Consider the following 19,938-nt stretch of genomic DNA (forward strand, 5'->3'; position numbering starts at 1 on the left):
GATGACGGCGATCGCTCCCGGCACCGTTCCGAAAGCCTCGCCGCGCGGCAGCGCCGCCCGGGCGCGCATGCTGCGTGGCCTTTTGCCGGCTTTGTCGCTGGCGCTGGTGCTGATTGCGATTGCCTGGCTCAACCCGCGCGCCATCAGCTATTTCGGCTTCAACCTGATGCTCAACCTGGCGATCCCGATCGCGCTGGCGACAATCGCTCAGATGTTCGTCATCGCCGGCAACGAGCTCGACCTGTCGATAGGGACGTTCGTCGGCTTCGTCGGCTGCGTCACCGCGACATGGCTGCGGGACGCGCCGCTCCTCGGCATTCTCGTGCTCATGGGCTCGATCGGCATCTATGCATTGCTCGGCGCGCTGATCCACCTGCGCAATTTGCCTTCGATCGTGGTGACGCTCGGCATGAGCTTCGTCTGGCAGGGGCTTGCGATACTGATCCTGCCCAAGCCCGGCGGCAAGGCGCCGGACTGGCTGCTGTCGATCCTGTCGTTCAAGCCGCCCTACATTCCGTTCCCGATCCTTGCCGCGCTGCTGATCGCCGCGGTCGTGCATTTCGGCCTGATGCGCACGTCCTACGGCGTCATCCTGCGCGGCTCAGGCGGCAATGCCGCGGCGCTGAGGCGCGCCGGCTGGTCACTGCTCAAAACCAAGATCGTGCTGTTCGCGTTGACCGGCCTGTTCGGCGTTCTGTCCGGCATGGCGCTGATCGGCATCACCACGTCGGCCGACGCCAATATCGGCAATGGCTATACGCTGCTCTCGATCGCCGGCGTCATCCTCGGCGGCGGCGAGTTCGTCGGCGGCCGGGTGTCGCCGATCGGCGCCGTCCTCGGCGCGCTGACATTGGCGCTGGCCGCCTCGCCGCTCTTGACCTTCATGCACATCCCGCCCGACTGGCAGGTGGCCGCCAACGGAGCGATCCTGATCATCGTGCTGGCGGCGCGGGTGCTGATCAGCCGCAGGGAGCGGTGAGCGATGACCTTGGTGCGGACGCTGCTTGAAAAGCCCTGGATCTGGTCTTTCGTCGGCGCTGTCGTCGTCTGGCTGGCGACGATTGCCTTCACCGGCGGCTACGGCGCCGGCGGCATGGTCACGGCGGCGCTGTCGCTTGCCGTCTTCACCGTCATCGTCGGCGTCGGCCAGATGTTCGTCATCACGCTGGGGCCGGGCAATGTCGACCTGTCGCTGCCATCCAATATCGGGCTGGCAAGCGCGGTCGCCATGAAGGTGATGGGCGGCAGCGACGCCATGATCCTCGTCGGTCTGCTTGCCGCACTTGCCTGCGGCGCCGCGATCGGCGCGATCAACTATCTATTGATCTGGGCGCTGCGCATCCCGCCGATCATCGCGACGCTGTCGGCGAGCTTCATCATCCAGTCGGTCGACATCAGCTACGGCCGCGGCCTGCAGATCAAGCCGCCGCCGGGCTTTGCCGACTTCACCAACTGGCAGGTGCTGGGCATTCCGGTGCTGGCGATGCTGACGGTCGTCTTCACCATCGGCGCCGCGCTGGCGCTGCAGCGCATGATCTACGGCCGCTCGGTGCTGGCGATCGGCCAGAACATCCGCGCCGCATGGCTCGCCGGCGTCCATGTCGGCCGCATCCGCTTCCTCACCTACACGCTGTGCGGCGCGCTGGGCGGCATCGACGGGGCGCTGCTTGCCGGCTATTTCCGCGGCGCCAATGTCGATATCGGCAACGAATACCTGCTCGCCTCGATCGCGGTCGTGGTCATCGGCGGCACCTCGGTCGCCGGCGGCAAGGCCAATGTGCCGGGCGTCTGGGGCGCCGGCCTGTTCCTGGTGCTCCTGCTCACCATGCTCAACACGTTCGGCGTCAGCGCCGGCGTGCGGCTGGTGCTGACCGGGCTGATCATCGTCGGGGTGATCACGGCGGCCGGCGGCGAGAAGGCCGTTCGGTAGTCTTATTTGGCTGTCTTGGCCCGCGCGATCGCGTCGACGATCATCTTCTTGGCATATTTGGAATCGTGCCAGCCCTCGATCTTGACCCATTTGCCGGGCTCGAGATCCTTGTAGTGCTCGAAGAAGTGCTGCACCTGCTGGCGCGTGATCTCGGGCAGATGCGTGTATTCGGTGACGTTCTCGTAGCGCAGCGTCAGCTTGGGCGAGGGAACGGCGATCACCTTCTCGTCCTGGCCGGCATTGTCTTCCATGATCAAGACGCCGATCGGCCGTACATTGATGACGCAGCCCGGCACCAGCGCCCGGGTGTTGCAGACCAGAACGTCGATCGGGTCGCCGTCGCCCGACAGCGTGTGCGGCACGAAGCCGTAATTGCCGGGATAGCGCATCGAGGTGTGCAGGAAGCGGTCGACGAACAGGGTGCCGGCCTCCTTGTCCATTTCGTATTTGATCGGCTCGCCGCCGATCGGCACCTCGATGATGACGTTGACGTCCTCAGGCGGGTTCTTTCCTGTGGGCACGGCTTCGATACGCATGGCTAAATCCCTCTCTCGATTGCAAGATCGATAGCGGGCGAAACGTCATGGTGCAATGCGGCGAATGGCACTGAACGCCAATGGAAGCGCACAGTTTGTGATGGATTGTAACCTAGGCGACGTCAGTCATTCCAGACGAAAGCCACTTTCTTGAGCGCCTTCTGCTCGAAAACTTCAACGCCTTCGGCAATATCGCGGCCGCCATTGCCGGCGTAGAAGGCCAAGGCGTTGTGATTGTCCTCCAGCGCCCAGACCACCAGGCCGCGCAGGCCGTGGTCGGCGAGCCGGGCCTTGGCCGCCTTGAACAGCCGGCTGCCGAGCCCGATGCCCTGATATTCCGGACGAAGATAGAGCTCGTAGATCTCGCCCTGCTGGCGGAGCTCGCGGGCGCGGTTCTTGCCGATCGTGGCATAGCCGGCGACGGTTCCGCCGATCTCGACGACCAGCACGGTGGCGGCGCGGCGAATCGCGTTGGCCCACCAGTCGACGCCGCGACGGTTGATCATCGAAGTCAACGTGCGGTGCGGGATGATGCCCGAATAGGCGCCGCGCCAGGCTTGCTGGTGCACCTCGGCGATGGCGCTCGCGTCGCGCGGCTCTGCCTTCCGGATGTCGATCGTCAGCGTGTTCATGATTGGTTAACCATAAACCTGCATCGGGCGATTGCAAAGAGTCCGCCAACACGCCTCCGCGCTTTCGCACAGGCGAAAGGTGCGTTCGCCGACGAGGCGTTCATTTCCGTAAAATCAGCGCAAACGCCGGAGATTGGCTGAAGCCGCCCAACCTCGTCATTCTATGGCGGAGCAAGGAGCGAAGCGACGCAGCGAAGACCATAGAATCCATGCCGTGACCTTAAGGCGTTGCCACGGCGCAGAATTCTGCTCCGTTGTACGCTGTGGCGAAGGTAACGGCATGGATTCTAGGGTCTTCGCGACGGAGCTCCGCTCCTGCTCCGCCCTAGAATGACGATCGCGATGGGCGTTTCGGCCAATCTCCAAGGCGTGTCGCCTGCCGACGCAACAGAGCCGACCGGTCAAGATCCCAATACGGGAACTAGTCAGATTTCGACGAGATGATCGTCAAGCTCGTTGGTGTCGCCTTCGGTGACCGGGAAATGCTCGGCGAGCACCGCGCCGACCGTACCGATAGCCTTGACGAAGCCGTCGGCCAGCCGGTCGTCACCGGCATGTTTGGTCAGATCGCCCACCACGCCGTCCCAGACATGCTGGCCGACCTTGGCGTCGATGCCGGAATCGGCCACGACCTCGGCATAGCGCTCGGCAACGGAGACGAAGATGAGCACGCCGGTGCGCGCGCTCGTGCGGTGGACGTTGCGGGCCAGGAACTGCTTCATCGCATTGGCGTGCGCCGCCTGATAGCGCAGCCTTCTCGGCACGAAATGAATGCGCAAGGTAGGCAGGAACCAGAGCAGGGCGAGCACCGAGGCCAGCGCCAGCGCTTGCGCCAGCACGAAATGCGGCAGCCGGATGGACAGCCACCATGCCTCCAGCCCATAGGCGACGGCGAGGCTGGCGACGAACACGCCGATCGTCGTGGTGAACGCGGCCGGAAAGAAGTAGCCGTCGCTGCCCCGCGCGACGACGCAGTAGATCTCGCCGTCGGTCTTCGACTCGGCGGCGCGGATCGCCTCGGCGATGCGGTCATGGTCCTCGGCGCTGATCGGTCGCGTTGCCATGGTACCTCACCAGCTTCCCGAAGAGCCGCCGCCGCCGGACGAGCCGCCGCCGCCGGAAAACCCGCCACCGCCGCTGCCCGAGGACCAGCCACCGCCGCCCGACGACCAGCCTCCGCCCCCGGACGACCAGCCGCCGGAGGAAGAGCGCCGGTTCTGATCGAAAGTCATGCCCAGCCAGCGATAGCGGCCCGGTCCGATCTTCTGGCCGAAGATCGGCGGTAGCACCGTCATCGCGATGCCGCCAAAGAAGATAAGCGCCCAGATGGTGATGAAGATGGCGAAGAACAGGTCGTCTGAATTGAACGGCGCCTGTTCGTTGCGCTTGCCGCGCGCTTCCAGCTCCTCCGGATTGCCCTCCAGGACCATGATCATGTCGTCGACGGCCTTGGTGATGCCGCCAGAGAAATCGCCGGCGCGGAAGGCCGGCACCATGTCGTTCTCGATGATCAGCTTGGTGTGCAGGTCGGTCAGCGTGCCTTCCAGCCCGTAGCCGACCTCGATGCGCATCTTGCGGTCGTTGGGCGCGACCAAGAGCAGCACGCCGTTATTTTCCTTGGCCTGGCCGAGCTTCCAGAAGCGGAACAGCCGGTTGGCGTAAGGCTCGATCTCCTCGCCGCCGAGGCTGGGTATGGTGGCGACGACGATCTGGTCCGAGCCCTTGGTTTCGAAGTCGGCGAGTTTTTGCGTGAGGGACGCGCGCGTGCCAGCATCGATGATGCCGGCATTGTCGACGACGCGGCCGGTGAGGGCGGGAAGGTCGGCGGCGAGGGCGGCGAGGGGGAGGAGGAGACAAAAAAGCAAGCCAAGAAAGGCGATGCCGGCGTTCTGTCGCGCCCCCCTCTGTCCTGCCGGACATCTCCCCCTCAAGGGGGGAGATTGGCAGTTTCGACAACCTCGCCCTTTCTTCGACGCTGAAGATTGGCGAAGGCCGGCGTGACGTCCAATCTCCCCCCAAGAGGGGGAGATGTCCGGCAGGACAGAGGGGGGCGCGAAGGAACGCAAAGCTGACAAGCTCGATTAAATCGCCGCTCACCCGCCCTGCTTCGTGCTCGTGCCGAAATCGACCTTCGGCACCTGCATCTTGTCTTCCTCGACGGTGAAGTTCGCGAACGGCTCGTTGCCGCGGAACCAGAAGGTCGCCCACAGCACGGACGGGAAGGTCTTCAGCGTCAGATTGTAATCCCTGACCGCCTGGATGTAGTCGCGCCGCGCCACGGCGATGCGGTTCTCGGTGCCTTCGAGCTGCGCCTGCAGGGCGAGGAAATTCTGGTTGGCCTTGAGATCGGGATAGGCTTCCGACACCGCGATCAGCCGCGACAGCGCGCTGGTCAGGCCGGCCTGGGCATCCTGGAACTTCTTCAGCGCCTCGGGATCCTTCAGCGTATCCGGCGTCACCGTGATCTGCGTTGCCTTGGCGCGCGCCTGGACGACCGCGTCGAGCGTATCTTTTTCATGCGAGGCATAGCCCTTCACCGTCTCGACCAGGTTCGGGATCAGGTCGGAACGGCGCTGATACTGGTTGAGCACCTCGCTCCAGGCCGCACGCGCGTTCTCTTCCGCGGTCGGGATGGTGTTGTAGCCGCAGCCGGCAAGCAGCGGCAGCACGAAAGCCATCATCAGGAAGGCGGCAAGGCTGCGGAAGGGGGAGGCTAGTGAGAGGCGCTCGGCAATCATGATTGGTCCCTCGACAGAAGTTGCGCGCGAAGCATTACCACAATCCACGCGTAAGAAAATGTCCGGCCGATGACGCCTGCTCCGGCTCGGGCGAGAGCCCCTGTGAATAGTCGAGCGAACAGGATTTCATCTTCTTGTCTGACGCAATTCCGGTCGGAAGGCTGCGGCGAAGTAAGCCGAGCCTAAACGCTTCGCACTTTTCCTGGAATTGCTCTAAGGTCCGGGCAGGAAAGGGCAATTGCCATGGCCGAGCGCCAGGATGACGAGACCGAATCGCGCCGCATCCTCGAACGCGTGGCGCGCGAGACAGCGCCGGGCGGCGCGTCGTTCATCGTCCGCACGGCGAAGGACGCGCGCGACCGCGTGACCGCCGGCGACACCGACCGCACCGATCCCATCGAATATTGGGGTACCCGCATTGGCCGAACGCTCGGCTTCCTCATTGCCATTGGGCTATTGGCCTGGCTGGTGTATGCCGCAACGCGTGGCGGCTAGGAACAGATTTCCATGAATGCAGAAAAAATCGACGCACCGCGCGCGGTCATCGTCATCTCCAGCCATGTCGCCCGCGGCTCGGTCGGCAACCGCGCCGCCGTCTTCGCGCTGGAGACGCTGGGCTTCCCGGTCTGGGCGGTGCCGACCGTCATCCTGCCCTGGCATCCGGGCCACAGCCGGGCCACGCGCATCGTTCCGCCGCTCGATCAGTTCAAGGCGCTGATGGCCGATCTCGAGCGCGCGCCCTGGTTGGGCGAGGTGCGGGCCGTGCTGTCGGGCTATCTCGGCGAGGCCGGCCAGGCCGACGCAGTCGCCTCGCTGGTCGCCGCCGTCAAGGAAAAGACGCCGAACGCGCTTTACATCTGCGATCCGGTGATGGGCGATTCGGGCGGGCTCTATGTGCCCGAGCCGACGGCGGCCGCCATGCGCGACAAATTGATGCCGATCGCGGATATCGCCACGCCCAACCGCTATGAGCTGGAATGGATGGCGGGCGCGCCGCTGCCCGACATCAAGGCGGTGACGGCGGCGGCACTTCATGCCGGGCCTTCGACCATGCTGGTGACCTCGGCGCCCGCGATGATGGCGGGCGGCACCGGCAATTTCCTGCTCGACGGCAGCCAGGCGCTGCTTGCCGAGCACCGCGTGATCGAGAAGCCGCCAAACGGGCTTGGCGACCTGACTGCGGCCGTCTATCTGGCGCGCGTTCTGTCCGGCCAGCCGCCGGTCAAGGCGCTGCAATCGACCACCGCCGCCGTCTACGAGATCCTCGCCCGCACCGCGAAGCGCGGCGGCGACGAGCTGCAGCTCGAAACCGACGCGCAGAGCCTGTCGCACCCCATGGCCATGGTGCAGCTGCTCCATCTCCTGCATCCCGGGCGGGACAAGCGGGCGTGAAGCTCGCAGGCATCGACGGCTGCAAGGCCGGCTGGATCGCCGTCCACCGCGAAGCGGACGCCGCGCCGTCGGTCTCGGTCTTCCCGAGCTTCCAGGCGCTGCTCGACGCGCTGCCGGATGCAACGATCGCCGTCGACATGCCGATCGGCCTGCCGGATTTTGCGAGCAGAGGCGGTCGCGGGCCGGAAGCGTTGGTGCGGTCGCTGCTCGGGGCGCGGCAATCCAGCGTGTTCGCCATCCCCTCGCGGGCGGCGCTCTATGCCGACACCAGCGACTTCACCACGATCGAGGGCTGGTATGCAGCGCATCGAAGGGCAAGCGCGGTGGCGATGGAGACCTCCGACCCGCCGCGCGGCGTTTCCATCCAGGCTTTCGGTATCTTTTCGAAGATCCGCGAGATCGATCAGCTGTTGATCTCGCGGCCCGATTTGCGTGGCCGCATCTTCGAATCGCATCCGGAAGTGGCGTTCTGCCGGCTGAACGGCGGCACGGCGATGGCCTTGCCGAAGAAGATCAAGGGAGCGGTGAACCCGGCCGGCATGGAGGAGCGCAAGGCGCTGCTTTGCCGGCATGGCTACAGGAAAGCCTTTCTCGACCAGGCGCCGCCACGCGGCGCGGCGAGCGACGACTTCCTCGATGCCGCGGCCATGATGCTGATTGCCGGGCGCATCGCCAGCGGCGAGGCAAAACCTTCTCCAGATCCGCCATTGACCGATCGTTTCGGCATTCCCGTTGCCATCTGGGCCTGACGAAGCCATGAATGCCGCATCGCGATTGCGACGGGCTCATCCGCAATTCGGCATTGCTCGCGACCGACTTTTGCCGCTAGAGGCTTTCCCAGACTTCAGGCAGACATCGCTCGAACACCCACATTCGTGCCGCATCCAACCCGGAAAGGGCCCAGACGCCGCCCATGCCTCACCTCCCTGAGCACCTCCTCGCCGGCTATCGCAACTTCATGGCCGGCCGCTATCCCTCGGAAAGCGACCGCTATCGCTCTCTGGCGCGCGAAGGCCAGGCGCCGGAAACGATGATCGTCGCCTGCTGCGATTCCCGCTCAGCCCCGGAGGCGATCTTCGACGCCGGGCCGGGCGAGCTCTTCGTGCTGCGCAATGTCGCCAATCTGGTGCCGCCCTATGAGCCGGACGGCGAATATCACTCGACATCGGCCGCGCTCGAATTCGCCGTGCAGAGCCTGAAGGTGAGGAACATCGTGGTGATGGGCCACGGCCGCTGCGGCGGCATCCGTGCCGCGCTCGACACCAATTCCTCGCCCCTGTCGCCCGGCGACTTCATCGGCAAATGGATGAGCCTGATCGCGCCGGCCGCCGAGACCGTGGCCTCCAGTACCATGATGACGGCGACCGAGCGTCAGACGGCGCTGGAGCGTATTTCAGTCCGCTATTCGATCGCCAATCTCAGGACCTTTCCCTGCGTCTCGATCCTCGAAGGCAAGGGCAAGCTCTCGCTCTACGGCGCATGGTTCGACATCTCGACCGGGGAGCTGTGGGTGATGAACAAGGAAACCGGCGATTTCGAGCGGCCTGAGTTGTGACGGAGGGATAATGCACCGGAGCCGGTGGAGGTTCTTTCTCGCGGCGGCGCTGTTCATGTCCACGGTCGCCCGCGCCAGCGCCGATGACGGCGCCATCATCGATCGCTGGTATTCGGCGCTGCTGGCCGCCGACAGGACCGAATTGTCCGAATTGCTTGCCGACGACGTGCGCATGAAGCTGGACGACATCGGCGTCGTGCAGACCAAGCAGGATTTCATCGCCTCGATCGACGAATGGCAGAGCGCGGTGGCGGGCGCCGCGATCCGTCATCGCGTCGAAAAGAGCGAGAATGGCGAGACCACGGTGCTCGCCTGCTACGACTTCCCCAGCAACGACATGCTGATGCGCGAGACTTTTACCATCGCTGGCGGGCGGATCGTCGTCAGCACGCAGACGGCGGTGGCGCAGGACTGTAGCGCCTATTAGAGCATTTCACCGTTTCACGGAAACGGCGAAATGGCCTATCTCCTTGTTTTGACGCAATTCCGGGCGGAAAACCGCTCACACTTTTCCTGGAATTGCTCTAGTGTTTGCGTTGGTAGCCTATGCTTGAAGATTGGCTGACGCGCTTGTCAGGTCGTCATTCTAGGGCGGAGCAAGGAGCGAAGCGACGCGCGCAGACCCTAGAATCCATTCCGTGACTTCCGAGCGTTGCCACGGTGCAGAATTCTGCTCCGCTGTGTTCCTCGGCCAAGGTCGCGGAATCGATCCTCGGATCTGCGCTCCGCTTCGCGTCGTTCCGCCCGTGGATGACGAGGTTGAGAGGCTTCAGCCAATCTCCAGCGTTTGCGATGAACCAGCGCATTTCACCGTCTCAGGGAAAACGGCGAACCGCCTTTCCCTTGAATGCTCTATGGCGAATCCCGGAGCGACCCTTGTTGCACGCTGCGCGGCATCGCTCTACATCCGGGGCAGCCCGCCTCCAAATCAGCTCACCGGAATGCACATGTCATCTTCAAAAACCGTCGACCTCGCCGCTCATCCGCTGACCGTCTGGCAAGGGCCGCTCGGCCTGCCGGATTTCTCGCGCATCGGCGACAATGATTTCGGGCCGGTCTTCGACGCCGCGCTTGCGGCGCACCAGGCCGAGATCGACGCGATCGCCGGCAACAGCGAGGCGCCGACTATCGAGAACACACTGGCAGCGCTCGAACTCGCGGGTGAAGCGCTCGACCATGTCTCGTCGATCTTCTGGTGCAGGGCCGGCGCCCACACCAACGACACGATCCAGGCAATGGAGCGCGAGGTTTCGCCGAAGATGTCCAGGCATTTCTCGGCGATCTCGATGAACGAAAAACTGTTTGCCCGCATCGACGATCTCTACCAGCGCCGCGACAGCCTCAAGCTCGATGCCGAAACGCTACGCGTACTGGAGAAGACCTGGAAGGGCTTTGTGCGCTCGGGCGCCAAGCTCGATGCCGAAGGCAAGAAGCGGCTTGCGGCCATCAACGAGGAACTTTCCTCGCTCGGCACCAAATTCGGCCAGAACGTGCTTGCCGATGAGCGCGACTGGGCGCTGTTCCTCGACGACGCCGATCTCGCCGGCCTGCCGGACTTTTTGAAGAGCGCCATGGCGGAAGCGGCCGAGATGCGCGGCCAGAAAGGCCGCTATGCGGTGACGCTGTCGCGCTCGATCTACGAGCCGTTCTCGACTTTTTCCGAGCGCCGCGACCTGCGCGAGATCGCGTTCAAAGCCTTCATCATGCGCGGCCAGAACGGTGGCGCCTCCGACAACACCGACGTCGTGCGCGACATGCTGAAGCTGCGCGCCGAGAAGGCGAAGCTGCTTGGCTACGATTCCTTCGCGGCGCTGAAGCTCGACGACACGATGGCGAAGACGCCGAGGGCCGTGCACGAGCTGCTCGATCCGGTGTGGGAGAAAGCCCTGGAAAAAGCGGCCGCCGACCAGAAGGAGCTGGAGCGGCTGGCGGCGGAAGCCGGCAGCAACGAGAAATTCGCGGCCTGGGACTGGCGCTTCTACCAGGAGAAGCTGCGTGCCGAGAAATTCGCCTTTGATGAGGCGGAGCTGAAGCCTTACCTGCAGCTCGAACGTGTCATCGAAGCCTGCTTCGATGTCGCGACACGCCTGTTCAGCATCACTTTCGAGGAGAAGAAGGGCATTACGGTTTGGCATCCAGACGCCCGCGCGTTCGTGGTGAAGAATGCCGACGGCAGCGAACGCGGCCTGTTCCTCGCCGATTATTTCGCGCGGCCCTCAAAACGCTCCGGCGCCTGGATGAGCGCGCTGCGGTCGGGCTATAAGCTTGGCCCGGGCGCCAAGCCGGTGATCTACAACATCATGAATTTCGCCAAGCCGCCGGCCGGCGAGGCGGCGCTTCTGTCGGTCGACGAGGCGAAGACGCTGTTCCACGAGTTCGGCCATGCGCTGCACGGGATGCTGACCGACGTGACCTGGCCGTCGGTCTCCGGCACGTCGGTCAGCCGCGACTTCGTCGAACTGCCCTCGCAGCTCTATGAGCACTGGCTGACCGTGCCGGCGGTGCTGGAAAAGCATGCGCTGCACGTCAAGACCGGTAAGCCGATGCCGAAGGCATTGCTCGACAAGATGCTCGCCGCTCGCACCTTCGGCGCCGGTTTTGCCACGGTCGAGTTCACCGCCTCGGCGCTGATCGACATGGCCTATCATGCGCGACCTGACGCGCCCGCCGAGCCGCTTCGATACGAGGCTGAAACGCTGGAAAAGCTGCATATGCCCGACACGATCGCGATGCGCCACCGCACCCCGCATTTCGGCCATGTCTTCGCCGGCGACGGATATTCAGCCGGCTATTATTCCTACATGTGGTCGGAAGTGCTCGACGCCGATGCCTTCTCGGCTTTCGAGGAGACGGGCGATGCCTTCAATCCGGAACTCGCCGAGCGGCTTCGGAAGAACATCTATGCCGCCGGCGGCTCAAAGGACCCGGAAGAGCTTTATACGGCATTCCGGGGGAAAATGCCGTCGCCTGAGGCGATGACAGTGAAGCGAGGGCTGGTGTAGCGCCTTTTTTCCTTCTCCCCCTGTGGGAGAAGGTGGATCGGCGCGCAAGCGCCGAGACGGATGAGGGGTGTTCCAGGGAACGCCAGCGCCTCACTCCGCTGGAACACCCCTCATCCGGCCGCTTCGCGGCCACCTTCTCCCACAAGGGGAGAAGGGGAAGCGCGCCAAGGATCAGCCACTCTCGGCCAGATCGGCCGCGTCAGCTTGGTATAATCCGTCACCGCCGGATTGCTCGGGTAGGAACTCGGCGCGGCGACATAGATGATCTCGGCGGCGATCGGCGCGAAGCCGGCGTAGAAATGATTCGTCGACTTGATCAAGAGGACGTCCTTCGACAACGGATCGATGCCGATGTTGGAAAAGATATCGGGCTCGAAGGTCTGGGTGCGGTTGGTGTTCAAGATGACGTCGACCTCGGTGCCTTCGATGCGCACCACCGCCGATGGCCCCAGCGTCACGCGGCTCGGCCCGAAGCTCTGCCAACCTTCGTTGGTTGTCTTCAGCACCCTGACGCGGGCGTCGATCGGCTCGCCGGCCTGAGGGCCGGCCTTGCCGCCGAAGCGCAGGTCGATGACCGCGCCTTCGCCGGCCGCATGGCAGAAGGTCACGGCGATCGGGTCCCAGATCGTCGCCACGCCGACCTTGGTCACACCACGCGAAAGCAGCTCGCGCAGCACAATGGTGCCGTCGCCCGGCACGCCGCCGCCCGGATTGTCCCAGATGTCGGCGATGACCGCCGGCTTGTCCTGGCGCTCGGCGCGCACGGCTAACGCCCGCTCGATGCCGGCCGAGGCGGAAAGCATCGTCATGGCCGTCTTTTCGCGCAGGTCATAGAGCTCACGGCCCAACGTCTCGGCGAGCCTGTCGCCCTTTGCCTTGTCATTGTCGGTCACCACCAGGATGCGCGTGCCCATTTCGGGCACGTCGGCCGCCATGAAGCCGTGGATGACCGAGACCGACAGCACGTCGTCCTTGCCATGCAGCGCCTTGATCTTGTCAACGAAGGAACGCATCGGCTCGCGGCTGGTCGGCAGCACCTGGATCATGTGGCAGTCGAAGGTCGAGATCACCGGCTTGATCTCGCCGCGCGCCGCGGCAAGGCCGAGCTCGACCACATGCTCGCCGCGCTCGTAGAAATCGGTGTGCGGGAATTCGAGGAAATAGGCCATGATGTCGCAAGCTGCGACGCGTTTCGGCGTCAAATGGCTGTGCGGATCGAACTCCGAGGCGATCACCACTTTCGGGCCGACGATGGCGCGCACGCGCTCCAAGAGATCGCCTTCGCAATCGTCATAACCCTGCGCCACCATGGCGCCATGCAATCCCAGGATCACCGCATCGACCGGCAAGGCGGCCTTGAGCTGATCGAGGATCTCGTCGCGCAGCGCTTCATAGGTCTGCCGTTGCACCAGGCCGCCGGGCTCGGCCCAGGTGGCAGTGCCTTCGATGACGGTCAGCCCTTCCTTCGCGGCGCGCTTGCGCAGCGCCACGATCGGCGAGGAGCAGAGCGTCGGCGTCTCCGGATGTTTTCCGGGGCCGGCATAGAAGGCCATCTCGAAGGAAGCCCGGTCGGTCGGCACCGGCGAGAAGGTGTTGGTTTCCGTCGCCAGCGAGGCGGTGAAGATGCGCATGAAGGCTCCGTGATGACCTTTTGTTTTTCGCAATTCCGGACGGAAAACCGCTGCGCACTTTTCCTGGAATTGCGGGGATAGCTATTTGACCGCCCCGAGCGCCAATCCGCGGACGAGATAGCGCTGCAGCCAGATGAAGAGGATCGCCACCGGCAGTGTCGCCAGCAACGTGGCCGCCATGACATGGTGCCATTCGATCGTATAGCGGCCGGCGACCAGCGAGAAAACCTGGATCGGCAGCGTGTAGCTTTCCTGGCTGCGCAGCATGGTGAGCGCCACGACGAACTCGTTCCAGGCGTTGATGAAGGTGAAGATCGCCGTCACCGCGATCGCCGGCAGGCAGAGCGGCAGGAACACTTTACGCAGGGTGAGCCAGCGCCCGGCGCCTTCCATCCAGGCGGCCTCCTCGAGGTCGCGCGGGATTGTGTCGAAATAGCTCTGCAGCATCCAGACCGTGAAGGCGACGTTGAAGGCCATGTAGATGAAGCCGAGCGCGGTGGTGCTCTCCACCAGGCCCCAGGCCGCCATCAGCCGGAACAGGCCAAGCACCAGCACGATCGGCGATATCATCTGCGAGATCAAAAGGAACTGGCGAAAGGCGCCATAGCCGCCGAAGCGGAAGCGCGACATGGCGTAGGCGGCCGGCACCGAGATCAGGATCGCGCCGATTGTCGCCAGCGCCGAGACATAGAGCGAGTTGAGCAGCGCCTGGCCGAAGCCGGTTGCTACCCACATGTCGGCGAAATTCGACCAGCGGAACTCGCTCGGCCACCAGGTGGGCGTCAGCACCTCCGTGCGCGGCTTGACGGCGGTGAGAAACATCACGGCGAAGGGGAAGATCGTCACCGCGACCAACGGTGCAAGCAGCAGCCAGGCGATGATGGTGCGTTTCATCTTGCTGTTCATGCCCGCTGCTCCCGCATGGCGAGGCGCACATAGATCATGGTGAAGACGAGCAGGATCGCGAACATCACCAGCGACACGGCGGAAGCCTCGCCCAGCTTGCCGATACGGAAGGCGAGCTTGTAGAGATGGGTCACCAATATGTCGGTCGAGTTCGCCGGCCCCCCTTGTGTCATCACCCAGATGATCGGGAAGGAGTTGAAGACATAGATGGTGTTGAGCACGATCGCGATGTTGATGAACGGCTTCAGGAGCGGAAAGGTGATCTCGCGGAACTGCTGCAAGGGCGTCGCGCCCTCGAGTGCTGCCGCCTCATAGAGATCGTCGGGGATGGAGGACAGGCCGCCGAGGAAGATGGTGGTGGTGAAGGGCACGGTCACCAATATGCCGATCAGCACCTGCATCGGGAAGGCGGTTTCGGCGCTGGCCAGCCACTGGATGTTCTGGCTGATCAGGCCGAGCTTCATCAGCGCCGAATTCAGCATGCCGCTCTCGCCGTTGAGCGCCCAGCGCCAGACCACCGCGGTCATGGTCAGCGACACCGCCCAGGGCAGCATGATGATGACGCGGGCGAGGCCACGGCCGTAGAAGTCCGTATTGAGGATGATCGCCACCGGGATCGACAAAAGCAGCGCGCCGCCGACGACCAGCACCGTCCACAACGCGGTGCGCCAGAGCGCGGCGACAAAATCGGGATCGGCGGCGAGCGCCGCGAAATTGGCGAGACCGCTGAACTCGCGCAACTGACCGAAGCGGTTGACGTCATGCGTCGAGATCTGGATCAGGTCCCAGACCGGCCAGAAGATCACCACCGCTGCCAGGAACAGGCTGGGCAGCGTCAGCAGATAGGGCAGGAAACGATTCTGCATCGGCTGGTTTGTATCGCGTTGCGAGGCTTCGAGGGGGGTGCCAATTCTCATCTGTCTTGCCAGGCGCTCAGTTTCGAATTCCTTCCAGGCGCCGCCCCTCACCTGTCTGCTTGTCCTCCGCGGCAGTTGCAGAAGAGCCCCTTCCTTTCCCCCGTCGATCGGGGGAGAGGTGTCGAGCGAAGCTCGACGGAGTGGGGGTCGACCTTGGGCGCAAGGCGAGGCGATGCTTGCGCCGAGTGCCCTTCGTATGTCCGTTCGCGGCGGTTGTCAGGTGGTTCCCCCACTCCGTCTCGGCTTCGCCGAGCCACCTCTCCCCCCTCCGGAGGGAGAGGAAGGAGGCTGGCTGGGGCGGCGCCGACGTAGGTTCCCAAAAGGTGTGGCGCGCTCCGACGGGTGGAGCGCGCCACGGGCGCAGGGAGATACGCCCTATTTCTTCGTCAGGACGGCGTTGGCCTTGTCGGCGGCCTCCTTCAAGGCCGCTTCCGGCGTGGCGCTGCCGAGATAGATCTTCTGCATGGCGTCCGACGTGATCTGGGCGATCTCTTCCCAGCCCGGGATGACCGGCGCGAAGCGGGCGTCGGGCAGAAGCGCGGTGAAGGCGGCGAGGTCGGCGTTGTTGACGTAATATTCCATCTTCGCCTCTTCCTTGTTCACCGGCAGGAAGCCTTCGCCCTGCGTAAACTTGGCGCGCTGCTCCTTGGTGAACAGGAAGTCGAGCAGCTTCCAGGCCTCGTCCTTGTTCTTGGAGTTCTTGAACATGATGATGGAGTCTGTGACGCCATAGGTGCCGCGCGCACCGGTCGGTCCGGCGGGGATGGCGGCGACGCCGTATTTCAGCTTCGGCGCCTCTTCCTTGATCTGGTTGGACAGGAACGGCGCGGTGATCATCATGCCGACCTTGCCCTGCTTGAACAGGTTCTGCACGTCCTCGCGGTTGTTGGAGGTCACACCTGGCTCGGTCAGGCCCTCGTCGATCATTGACTTGTAAAGCTTGGCGGCCTCGAGCGCGCCGGGCGTGCTCAGACCGGAGGTGCCGTCCTTGTTGAGGATTTCGGTGCCGAAGGACCACATCGCGTAGTAGTAATAGACGTCGGTCTCGATCTCCTTGCCTTGCAGGCCGTAGCCGAAGGCGCCTTGAGCCTTGATCTTGCGCGCGTCCTCCTGCAACTCGCTCCAGGTGGCCGGTGGCTTGGCGATGCCTGCCTTCTCGAACAGCTCCTTGTTGTAATACATGGCACGCGCGGAAGCCGCGATCGGCAGGCCGTAGGTGTGGCCGTCCATGATCGAGGGCTGCAGGAAGGTGTCGATGAAGCGGTCCTTGAACTCCGGCTTGATGTAGCTGTCGAGCGGCTCGGCGACATCCTGCTGCACGAAGTCGATCAGCCAGCGCGTGCCGATGATCGAAAGATCGGCATTGGTGCCGGCGGTGATGTCGGTGGTGAGCTTCTGCAGGAGCACGTCCCAGGGCACCACTTCATACTTGATGGTGATGCCGGGATTGGCCGCCTCGAACTCCTTCTTGACCTCCTCGAAATAGGGCCCGGTCTTGGCGCTGTACTCGGCGACGGTGACGCGCACCTCGCCGGCACCGGCAGGTGCCGCAAAAGCCAGCATGCTCATTCCGGCCAACAGGCCGACAGTCCATTTCGCAAGGCTCATCTGATCTCTCCCATTGATGCGCATTCGCGCCTGGCCTAGAGGCACAGGATTTATGTTACTTTCCTACATTATCGAGGGTTATGCCCAATGCAAGCAGTTTATCATGTTGCTAAATTACATTTTGTTGGATAGCGTTCCGTCGCTGTCTGGCACGGCGGAGGAGCGCGCATCGTGGTATCAAAGGCCGATTTCGAGGGCAGAACCGTTGTCGTCACCGGCGCCGGCGGCGGCCTCGGTTCGGCGATCGTCGAGCTCATAGCTGAGCGCGGCGCGCGCGTCGTCGGCTGCGACCAGTCGGTGGAAGCTCTGGCCAGCCCGCATATCGCCTCTCGTCACGTCTTCAACCTGCTCGACCGGGCCTCTATCGAAGCGGCGATCCCGGCACTGCTCGACGAAGACGGCGTTCCCGACATCCTGATCAACAATGCCGGCTGGACGCGCGCCGAAACGTTGACAGCGCTGACGGCGGACAAAATCGAAGAGGAGCTCGGCCTCAATTTGACCGGCGTGATGACTTTCGCCGATCCGCTGATCAAGGCGATGTCCGAGCGCGGCTCGGGCAGCATCGTCTTCATCTCCTCCGTCAACGCGATTTCGCATTTCGGCAATCCGGCCTATGCGGCGGCCAAGGCCGGCATCAACGCCTACGCCAAATCCATCGCCGTCGAGCTCGGCCGCAGCGGGTTGCGCGCCAATGTCGTTTGTCCGGGCTCGATCCGCACCGCCGCCTGGGACCATCGCCTGGCCAAGGATCCCGAGATCTTAGGCCGGCTCAAGCGGCTCTATCCGCTCGGCCGCATCGTCAACGCGTCGGAAGTGGCGGAGGCCGTCGCCTTCCTTGCCTCCGAGCGCGCTTCCGGCATAACAGGTGCCGTAGTGCCCGTGGATGCCGGGCTGACAGCCGGCTACCTGCCTTTCATCGACGACATTTTGGGAGCGTGAGCATGACCGACGTCCAGTTCCGCAACCTGTCGAAATCCTATGGCCAGCACAAAATCCTCGAGGACATCGATCTCGACATCCGGACCGGCGAGTTCGTCGTGCTGGTCGGCCCGTCCGGCTGCGGCAAGTCAACCCTGCTGCGCATGCTGGCAGGTCTGGAGACGATCACCTCAGGCGATCTCCTCATCGGCGGCACGCGCGCCAACGAGCTGCCGCCGCAGAAACGCAACATCGCCATGGTGTTCCAGTCTTACGCGCTGTTCCCGCATTTGAAGGCGTCGGAGAATATCGGCTTCGGCCCGAAGATCCGCGGCGAGACGCGCGCCGCGATCGACGACAAGGTCAAGAAGGCGTCGGGCGTGCTCAACCTCTTTTCCTATCTCGACCGTTATCCACGGCAATTGTCGGGCGGCCAGCGCCAGCGCGTCGCCATGGGCCGCGCCATCGTGCGCGAGCCTTCGGTGTTCCTGTTCGACGAGCCGCTTTCAAATCTCGACGCGCAGCTGCGCGTGCAGATGCGCACCGAGATCAAGGCGCTGCACCAGCGGCTGAAATCGACCATCGTCTACGTCACCCACGACCAGATCGAGGCCATGACCATGGCCGACCGCATCGTGGTGATGGATCGCGGCCGCATCCAGCAGGTCGGGCAGCCGCTGGAGCTCTACGACCGGCCGGCCAACAAATTCGTCGCCGCCTTCATCGGCTCGCCTTCGATGAGCTTCGTCTCCGGCGCGCTGAAGACCGCCGGATCCAAGTCCTGGTTCGAGACGACGGGCGGCGGCCGTCTGGCGCTCCCGGGCAAGGCCGCGTCCGGCAGGGACACGGTCGAGGCCGGCATCCGGCCCGAGCACTTCCTCGTCTGCGCCGGCGACGATGCCCTCGCCATCAAGGTCGACGTCGTCGAGCCGACCGGTTCGGAAACGCATGTCTATGGCTCGGTCGGCGACGACACGGTGCGCGCGGTGTTCCGCGACCGGCTGCAGGTGAAGCCCGGCGACCGGCTGCCGGTGAGCGTCGACCCGCGCAACATCCACCTCTTCGACAAGGCGACGGGCCTGCCGCTGTGAGATGATGATGAAGACCCCGGCCGACATCATCACCCGCCTGCAATTGATATCGCAGGACGGCACCAAGTCGGACCGCCGGCTGGCCGGGCTGGTGCTTTCCGATCTTGATTTCGCCTCGAAGGCCGCGATCTCGGAGATCGCCGCGCGCGTCGGCGTCAGCGAGCCGACCGTCACCCGCTTCTGCCGCAATCTCGGCTGCGAGGGTCTGCGCGATTTCAAGTTCTACCTGGCGCAGGCGATCGCCATCGGCGGCCAGTATCTGTCGCCGGAGCCGCTCATCCGCGACGCGCGCGAGCAGCGCATCGCCTCGGCGATCACCGAGGCGGCGATCGCCGCCATCCAGCGCGCCAGCGAAAACCTCGACATGACGACGGTGATGGACGTCGCCGCCCGGATTGCGAGCTCCGGCAATGTGCTGTGCATCGGCTCAGGCGGCATCTCCTCGATGATGGCGACCGAGATGCAGAACCGGCTGTTCCGGCTCGGCTTGTCGGCGCTCGCCCAGACCGACGGCCAGCTGCAGCGCATGTATGCCGCCGTCGCGACGCCCGAGACGACGCTGCTTGCCTTCTCCGTCTCGGGCTATGCGCGCTCGGTGATCGAAGCCGTCGAGGTTGCGCAGCAATATGGTGCGGCGACCGTTGCCATCACCGCGCCGGATTCGGCCCTGGCCAAGGTCGCCGACACGGTCATCCTTCTGCAGTCCGTCGAGGACGGAAACATCTACAAGCCGACCTCGTCGCGCTACGCGCTGCTTGCCATCCTCGACATGATCGCCACCACGGTGGCGGAAGCGCGCGGCCCGAAAGTGCTGGAGAATCTGCGCCGCATAAAGCAGAGCGTGAACACGCTGAAGGTGGACGATCCGAGACTGCCGCTGGGCGATTGAGCGGTCGCAGCGGCTTGCGCCGTCAGCGCTGGCGATCGCTCGCGCCCCCCTCGGCCCTGCCGGGCATCTTCCCGATTGGCAGCTTCCGCGCCCCTCATGTAGCGCTGGTCGACCCCCCACTCCGTCTCGGCTTCGCCGAGCCACCTCTCCCCCGATCGACGGGGTAGAGGAAAGGCGCCAAGCCTTTTGC

General features: G+C 64.2%; 20 protein-coding genes. 11 read left to right on the top strand and 9 right to left on the bottom strand.

From position 1 onward, the window contains the following. The first annotated feature begins 1 nt into the window (after position 1). Positions 2-979, top strand: coding sequence for an ABC transporter permease (locus FJ423_RS29810; RefSeq protein WP_181174945.1), 978 nt, complete (start codon positions 2-4; stop codon positions 977-979). 3 nt (positions 980-982) lie between these two features. Further along, positions 983-1,930, top strand: a complete 948-nt coding sequence (locus tag FJ423_RS29815; protein ID WP_140846446.1) for an ABC transporter permease — start codon at positions 983-985, stop codon at positions 1,928-1,930. Between the two features lie 2 nt (positions 1,931-1,932). Here FJ423_RS29815 and ppa read toward each other — a convergent pair whose 3' ends face one another. The 5 genes from ppa to FJ423_RS29845 all read right to left on the bottom strand — a co-directional run bounded on the left by ppa (position 1,933) and on the right by FJ423_RS29845 (position 5,836). Continuing rightward, on the bottom strand, positions 1,933-2,466 hold the full coding sequence (gene ppa, locus FJ423_RS29820) for an inorganic diphosphatase (RefSeq protein WP_095769600.1): 534 nt from the start codon (positions 2,464-2,466) through the stop codon (positions 1,933-1,935). A 122-nt stretch (positions 2,467-2,588) separates the two neighbouring features. After that, the gene (locus FJ423_RS29825) at positions 2,589-3,098 is read right to left on the bottom strand and encodes a GNAT family N-acetyltransferase (protein WP_040991512.1); all 510 of its coding nucleotides are present in this window, start codon (positions 3,096-3,098) and stop codon (positions 2,589-2,591) included. Positions 3,099-3,523: 425 nt separating this feature from the next. Continuing rightward, entirely contained in the window at positions 3,524-4,162 is a 639-nt protein-coding gene (locus FJ423_RS29830) for a TPM domain-containing protein (protein ID WP_140846447.1), read from the bottom strand. Between the two features lie 6 nt (positions 4,163-4,168). Next, positions 4,169-4,978, bottom strand: a complete 810-nt coding sequence (locus FJ423_RS29835; RefSeq protein ID WP_224708888.1) for a YgcG family protein — start codon at positions 4,976-4,978, stop codon at positions 4,169-4,171. Between the two features lie 213 nt (positions 4,979-5,191). Then, a complete protein-coding gene (locus tag FJ423_RS29845) occupies positions 5,192-5,836 on the bottom strand; it encodes a LemA family protein (protein WP_140846449.1) in 645 nt (214 codons plus the stop codon). 243 nt (positions 5,837-6,079) lie between these two features. On the opposite strand from FJ423_RS29845, the gene FJ423_RS29850 reads away from it, so the two are divergent. The 6 genes from FJ423_RS29850 to FJ423_RS29875 all read left to right on the top strand — a co-directional run bounded on the left by FJ423_RS29850 (position 6,080) and on the right by FJ423_RS29875 (position 11,785). Then, positions 6,080-6,331, top strand: coding sequence for a hypothetical protein (locus FJ423_RS29850; RefSeq protein WP_140846450.1), 252 nt, complete (start codon positions 6,080-6,082; stop codon positions 6,329-6,331). 12 nt (positions 6,332-6,343) lie between these two features. Further along, the gene (gene pdxY / locus FJ423_RS29855; protein WP_140846451.1) at positions 6,344-7,228 is read left to right on the top strand and encodes a pyridoxal kinase PdxY; all 885 of its coding nucleotides are present in this window, start codon (positions 6,344-6,346) and stop codon (positions 7,226-7,228) included. Next, positions 7,225-7,977, top strand: coding sequence for a DUF429 domain-containing protein (locus FJ423_RS29860; protein ID WP_140846452.1), 753 nt, complete (start codon positions 7,225-7,227; stop codon positions 7,975-7,977). The genes pdxY and FJ423_RS29860 overlap by 4 nt, the downstream gene beginning before the upstream one ends. A gap of 164 nt (positions 7,978-8,141) precedes the next feature. After that, positions 8,142-8,783 (top strand): carbonic anhydrase, encoded by a 642-nt coding sequence (locus tag FJ423_RS29865; protein WP_095769607.1) that lies wholly within the window; start codon positions 8,142-8,144, stop codon positions 8,781-8,783. A 55-nt stretch (positions 8,784-8,838) separates the two neighbouring features. Next, the gene (locus FJ423_RS29870) at positions 8,839-9,210 is read left to right on the top strand and encodes a nuclear transport factor 2 family protein (protein WP_246680351.1); all 372 of its coding nucleotides are present in this window, start codon (positions 8,839-8,841) and stop codon (positions 9,208-9,210) included. Positions 9,211-9,730: 520 nt separating this feature from the next. Continuing rightward, the gene (locus FJ423_RS29875) at positions 9,731-11,785 is read left to right on the top strand and encodes a M3 family metallopeptidase (RefSeq protein ID WP_140846454.1); all 2,055 of its coding nucleotides are present in this window, start codon (positions 9,731-9,733) and stop codon (positions 11,783-11,785) included. A 110-nt stretch (positions 11,786-11,895) separates the two neighbouring features. Here FJ423_RS29875 and FJ423_RS29880 read toward each other — a convergent pair whose 3' ends face one another. The 4 genes from FJ423_RS29880 to FJ423_RS29895 form a co-directional block, all read right to left on the bottom strand. Continuing rightward, positions 11,896-13,416, bottom strand: a complete 1,521-nt coding sequence (locus FJ423_RS29880) for a M81 family metallopeptidase (protein ID WP_140846455.1) — start codon at positions 13,414-13,416, stop codon at positions 11,896-11,898. An 81-nt stretch (positions 13,417-13,497) separates the two neighbouring features. Continuing rightward, positions 13,498-14,322 carry a carbohydrate ABC transporter permease gene (locus tag FJ423_RS29885; protein ID WP_140846456.1) on the bottom strand — a complete coding sequence of 275 codons (825 nt, stop codon included), beginning with the start codon at positions 14,320-14,322 and terminating at the stop codon, positions 13,498-13,500. Next, positions 14,319-15,188, bottom strand: coding sequence for a sugar ABC transporter permease (locus FJ423_RS29890; protein WP_095770041.1), 870 nt, complete (start codon positions 15,186-15,188; stop codon positions 14,319-14,321). The genes FJ423_RS29885 and FJ423_RS29890 overlap by 4 nt, the downstream gene beginning before the upstream one ends. Before the next feature lie 426 nt (positions 15,189-15,614). After that, positions 15,615-16,847, bottom strand: a complete 1,233-nt coding sequence (locus tag FJ423_RS29895; RefSeq protein ID WP_140846457.1) for a sugar ABC transporter substrate-binding protein — start codon at positions 16,845-16,847, stop codon at positions 15,615-15,617. Positions 16,848-17,018: 171 nt separating this feature from the next. Here FJ423_RS29895 and FJ423_RS29900 point away from each other — a divergent pair, with 171 nt between their 5' ends. The 3 genes from FJ423_RS29900 to FJ423_RS29910 are packed head-to-tail and all read left to right on the top strand — an operon-like array spanning position 17,019 to position 19,748. Further along, positions 17,019-17,789, top strand: a complete 771-nt coding sequence (locus FJ423_RS29900) for an SDR family oxidoreductase (protein WP_140846458.1) — start codon at positions 17,019-17,021, stop codon at positions 17,787-17,789. Positions 17,790-17,791: 2 nt separating this feature from the next. Beyond that, the gene (gene ugpC / locus FJ423_RS29905; RefSeq protein WP_140846459.1) at positions 17,792-18,859 is read left to right on the top strand and encodes a sn-glycerol-3-phosphate ABC transporter ATP-binding protein UgpC; all 1,068 of its coding nucleotides are present in this window, start codon (positions 17,792-17,794) and stop codon (positions 18,857-18,859) included. Positions 18,860-18,866: 7 nt separating this feature from the next. Further along, the gene (locus tag FJ423_RS29910; protein ID WP_140846460.1) at positions 18,867-19,748 is read left to right on the top strand and encodes a MurR/RpiR family transcriptional regulator; all 882 of its coding nucleotides are present in this window, start codon (positions 18,867-18,869) and stop codon (positions 19,746-19,748) included. Positions 19,749-19,938 lie beyond the last annotated feature (190 nt).

This window comes from Mesorhizobium sp. B2-8-9 (assembly GCF_006439475.1).
Classification (GTDB): domain Bacteria; phylum Pseudomonadota; class Alphaproteobacteria; order Rhizobiales; family Rhizobiaceae; genus Mesorhizobium.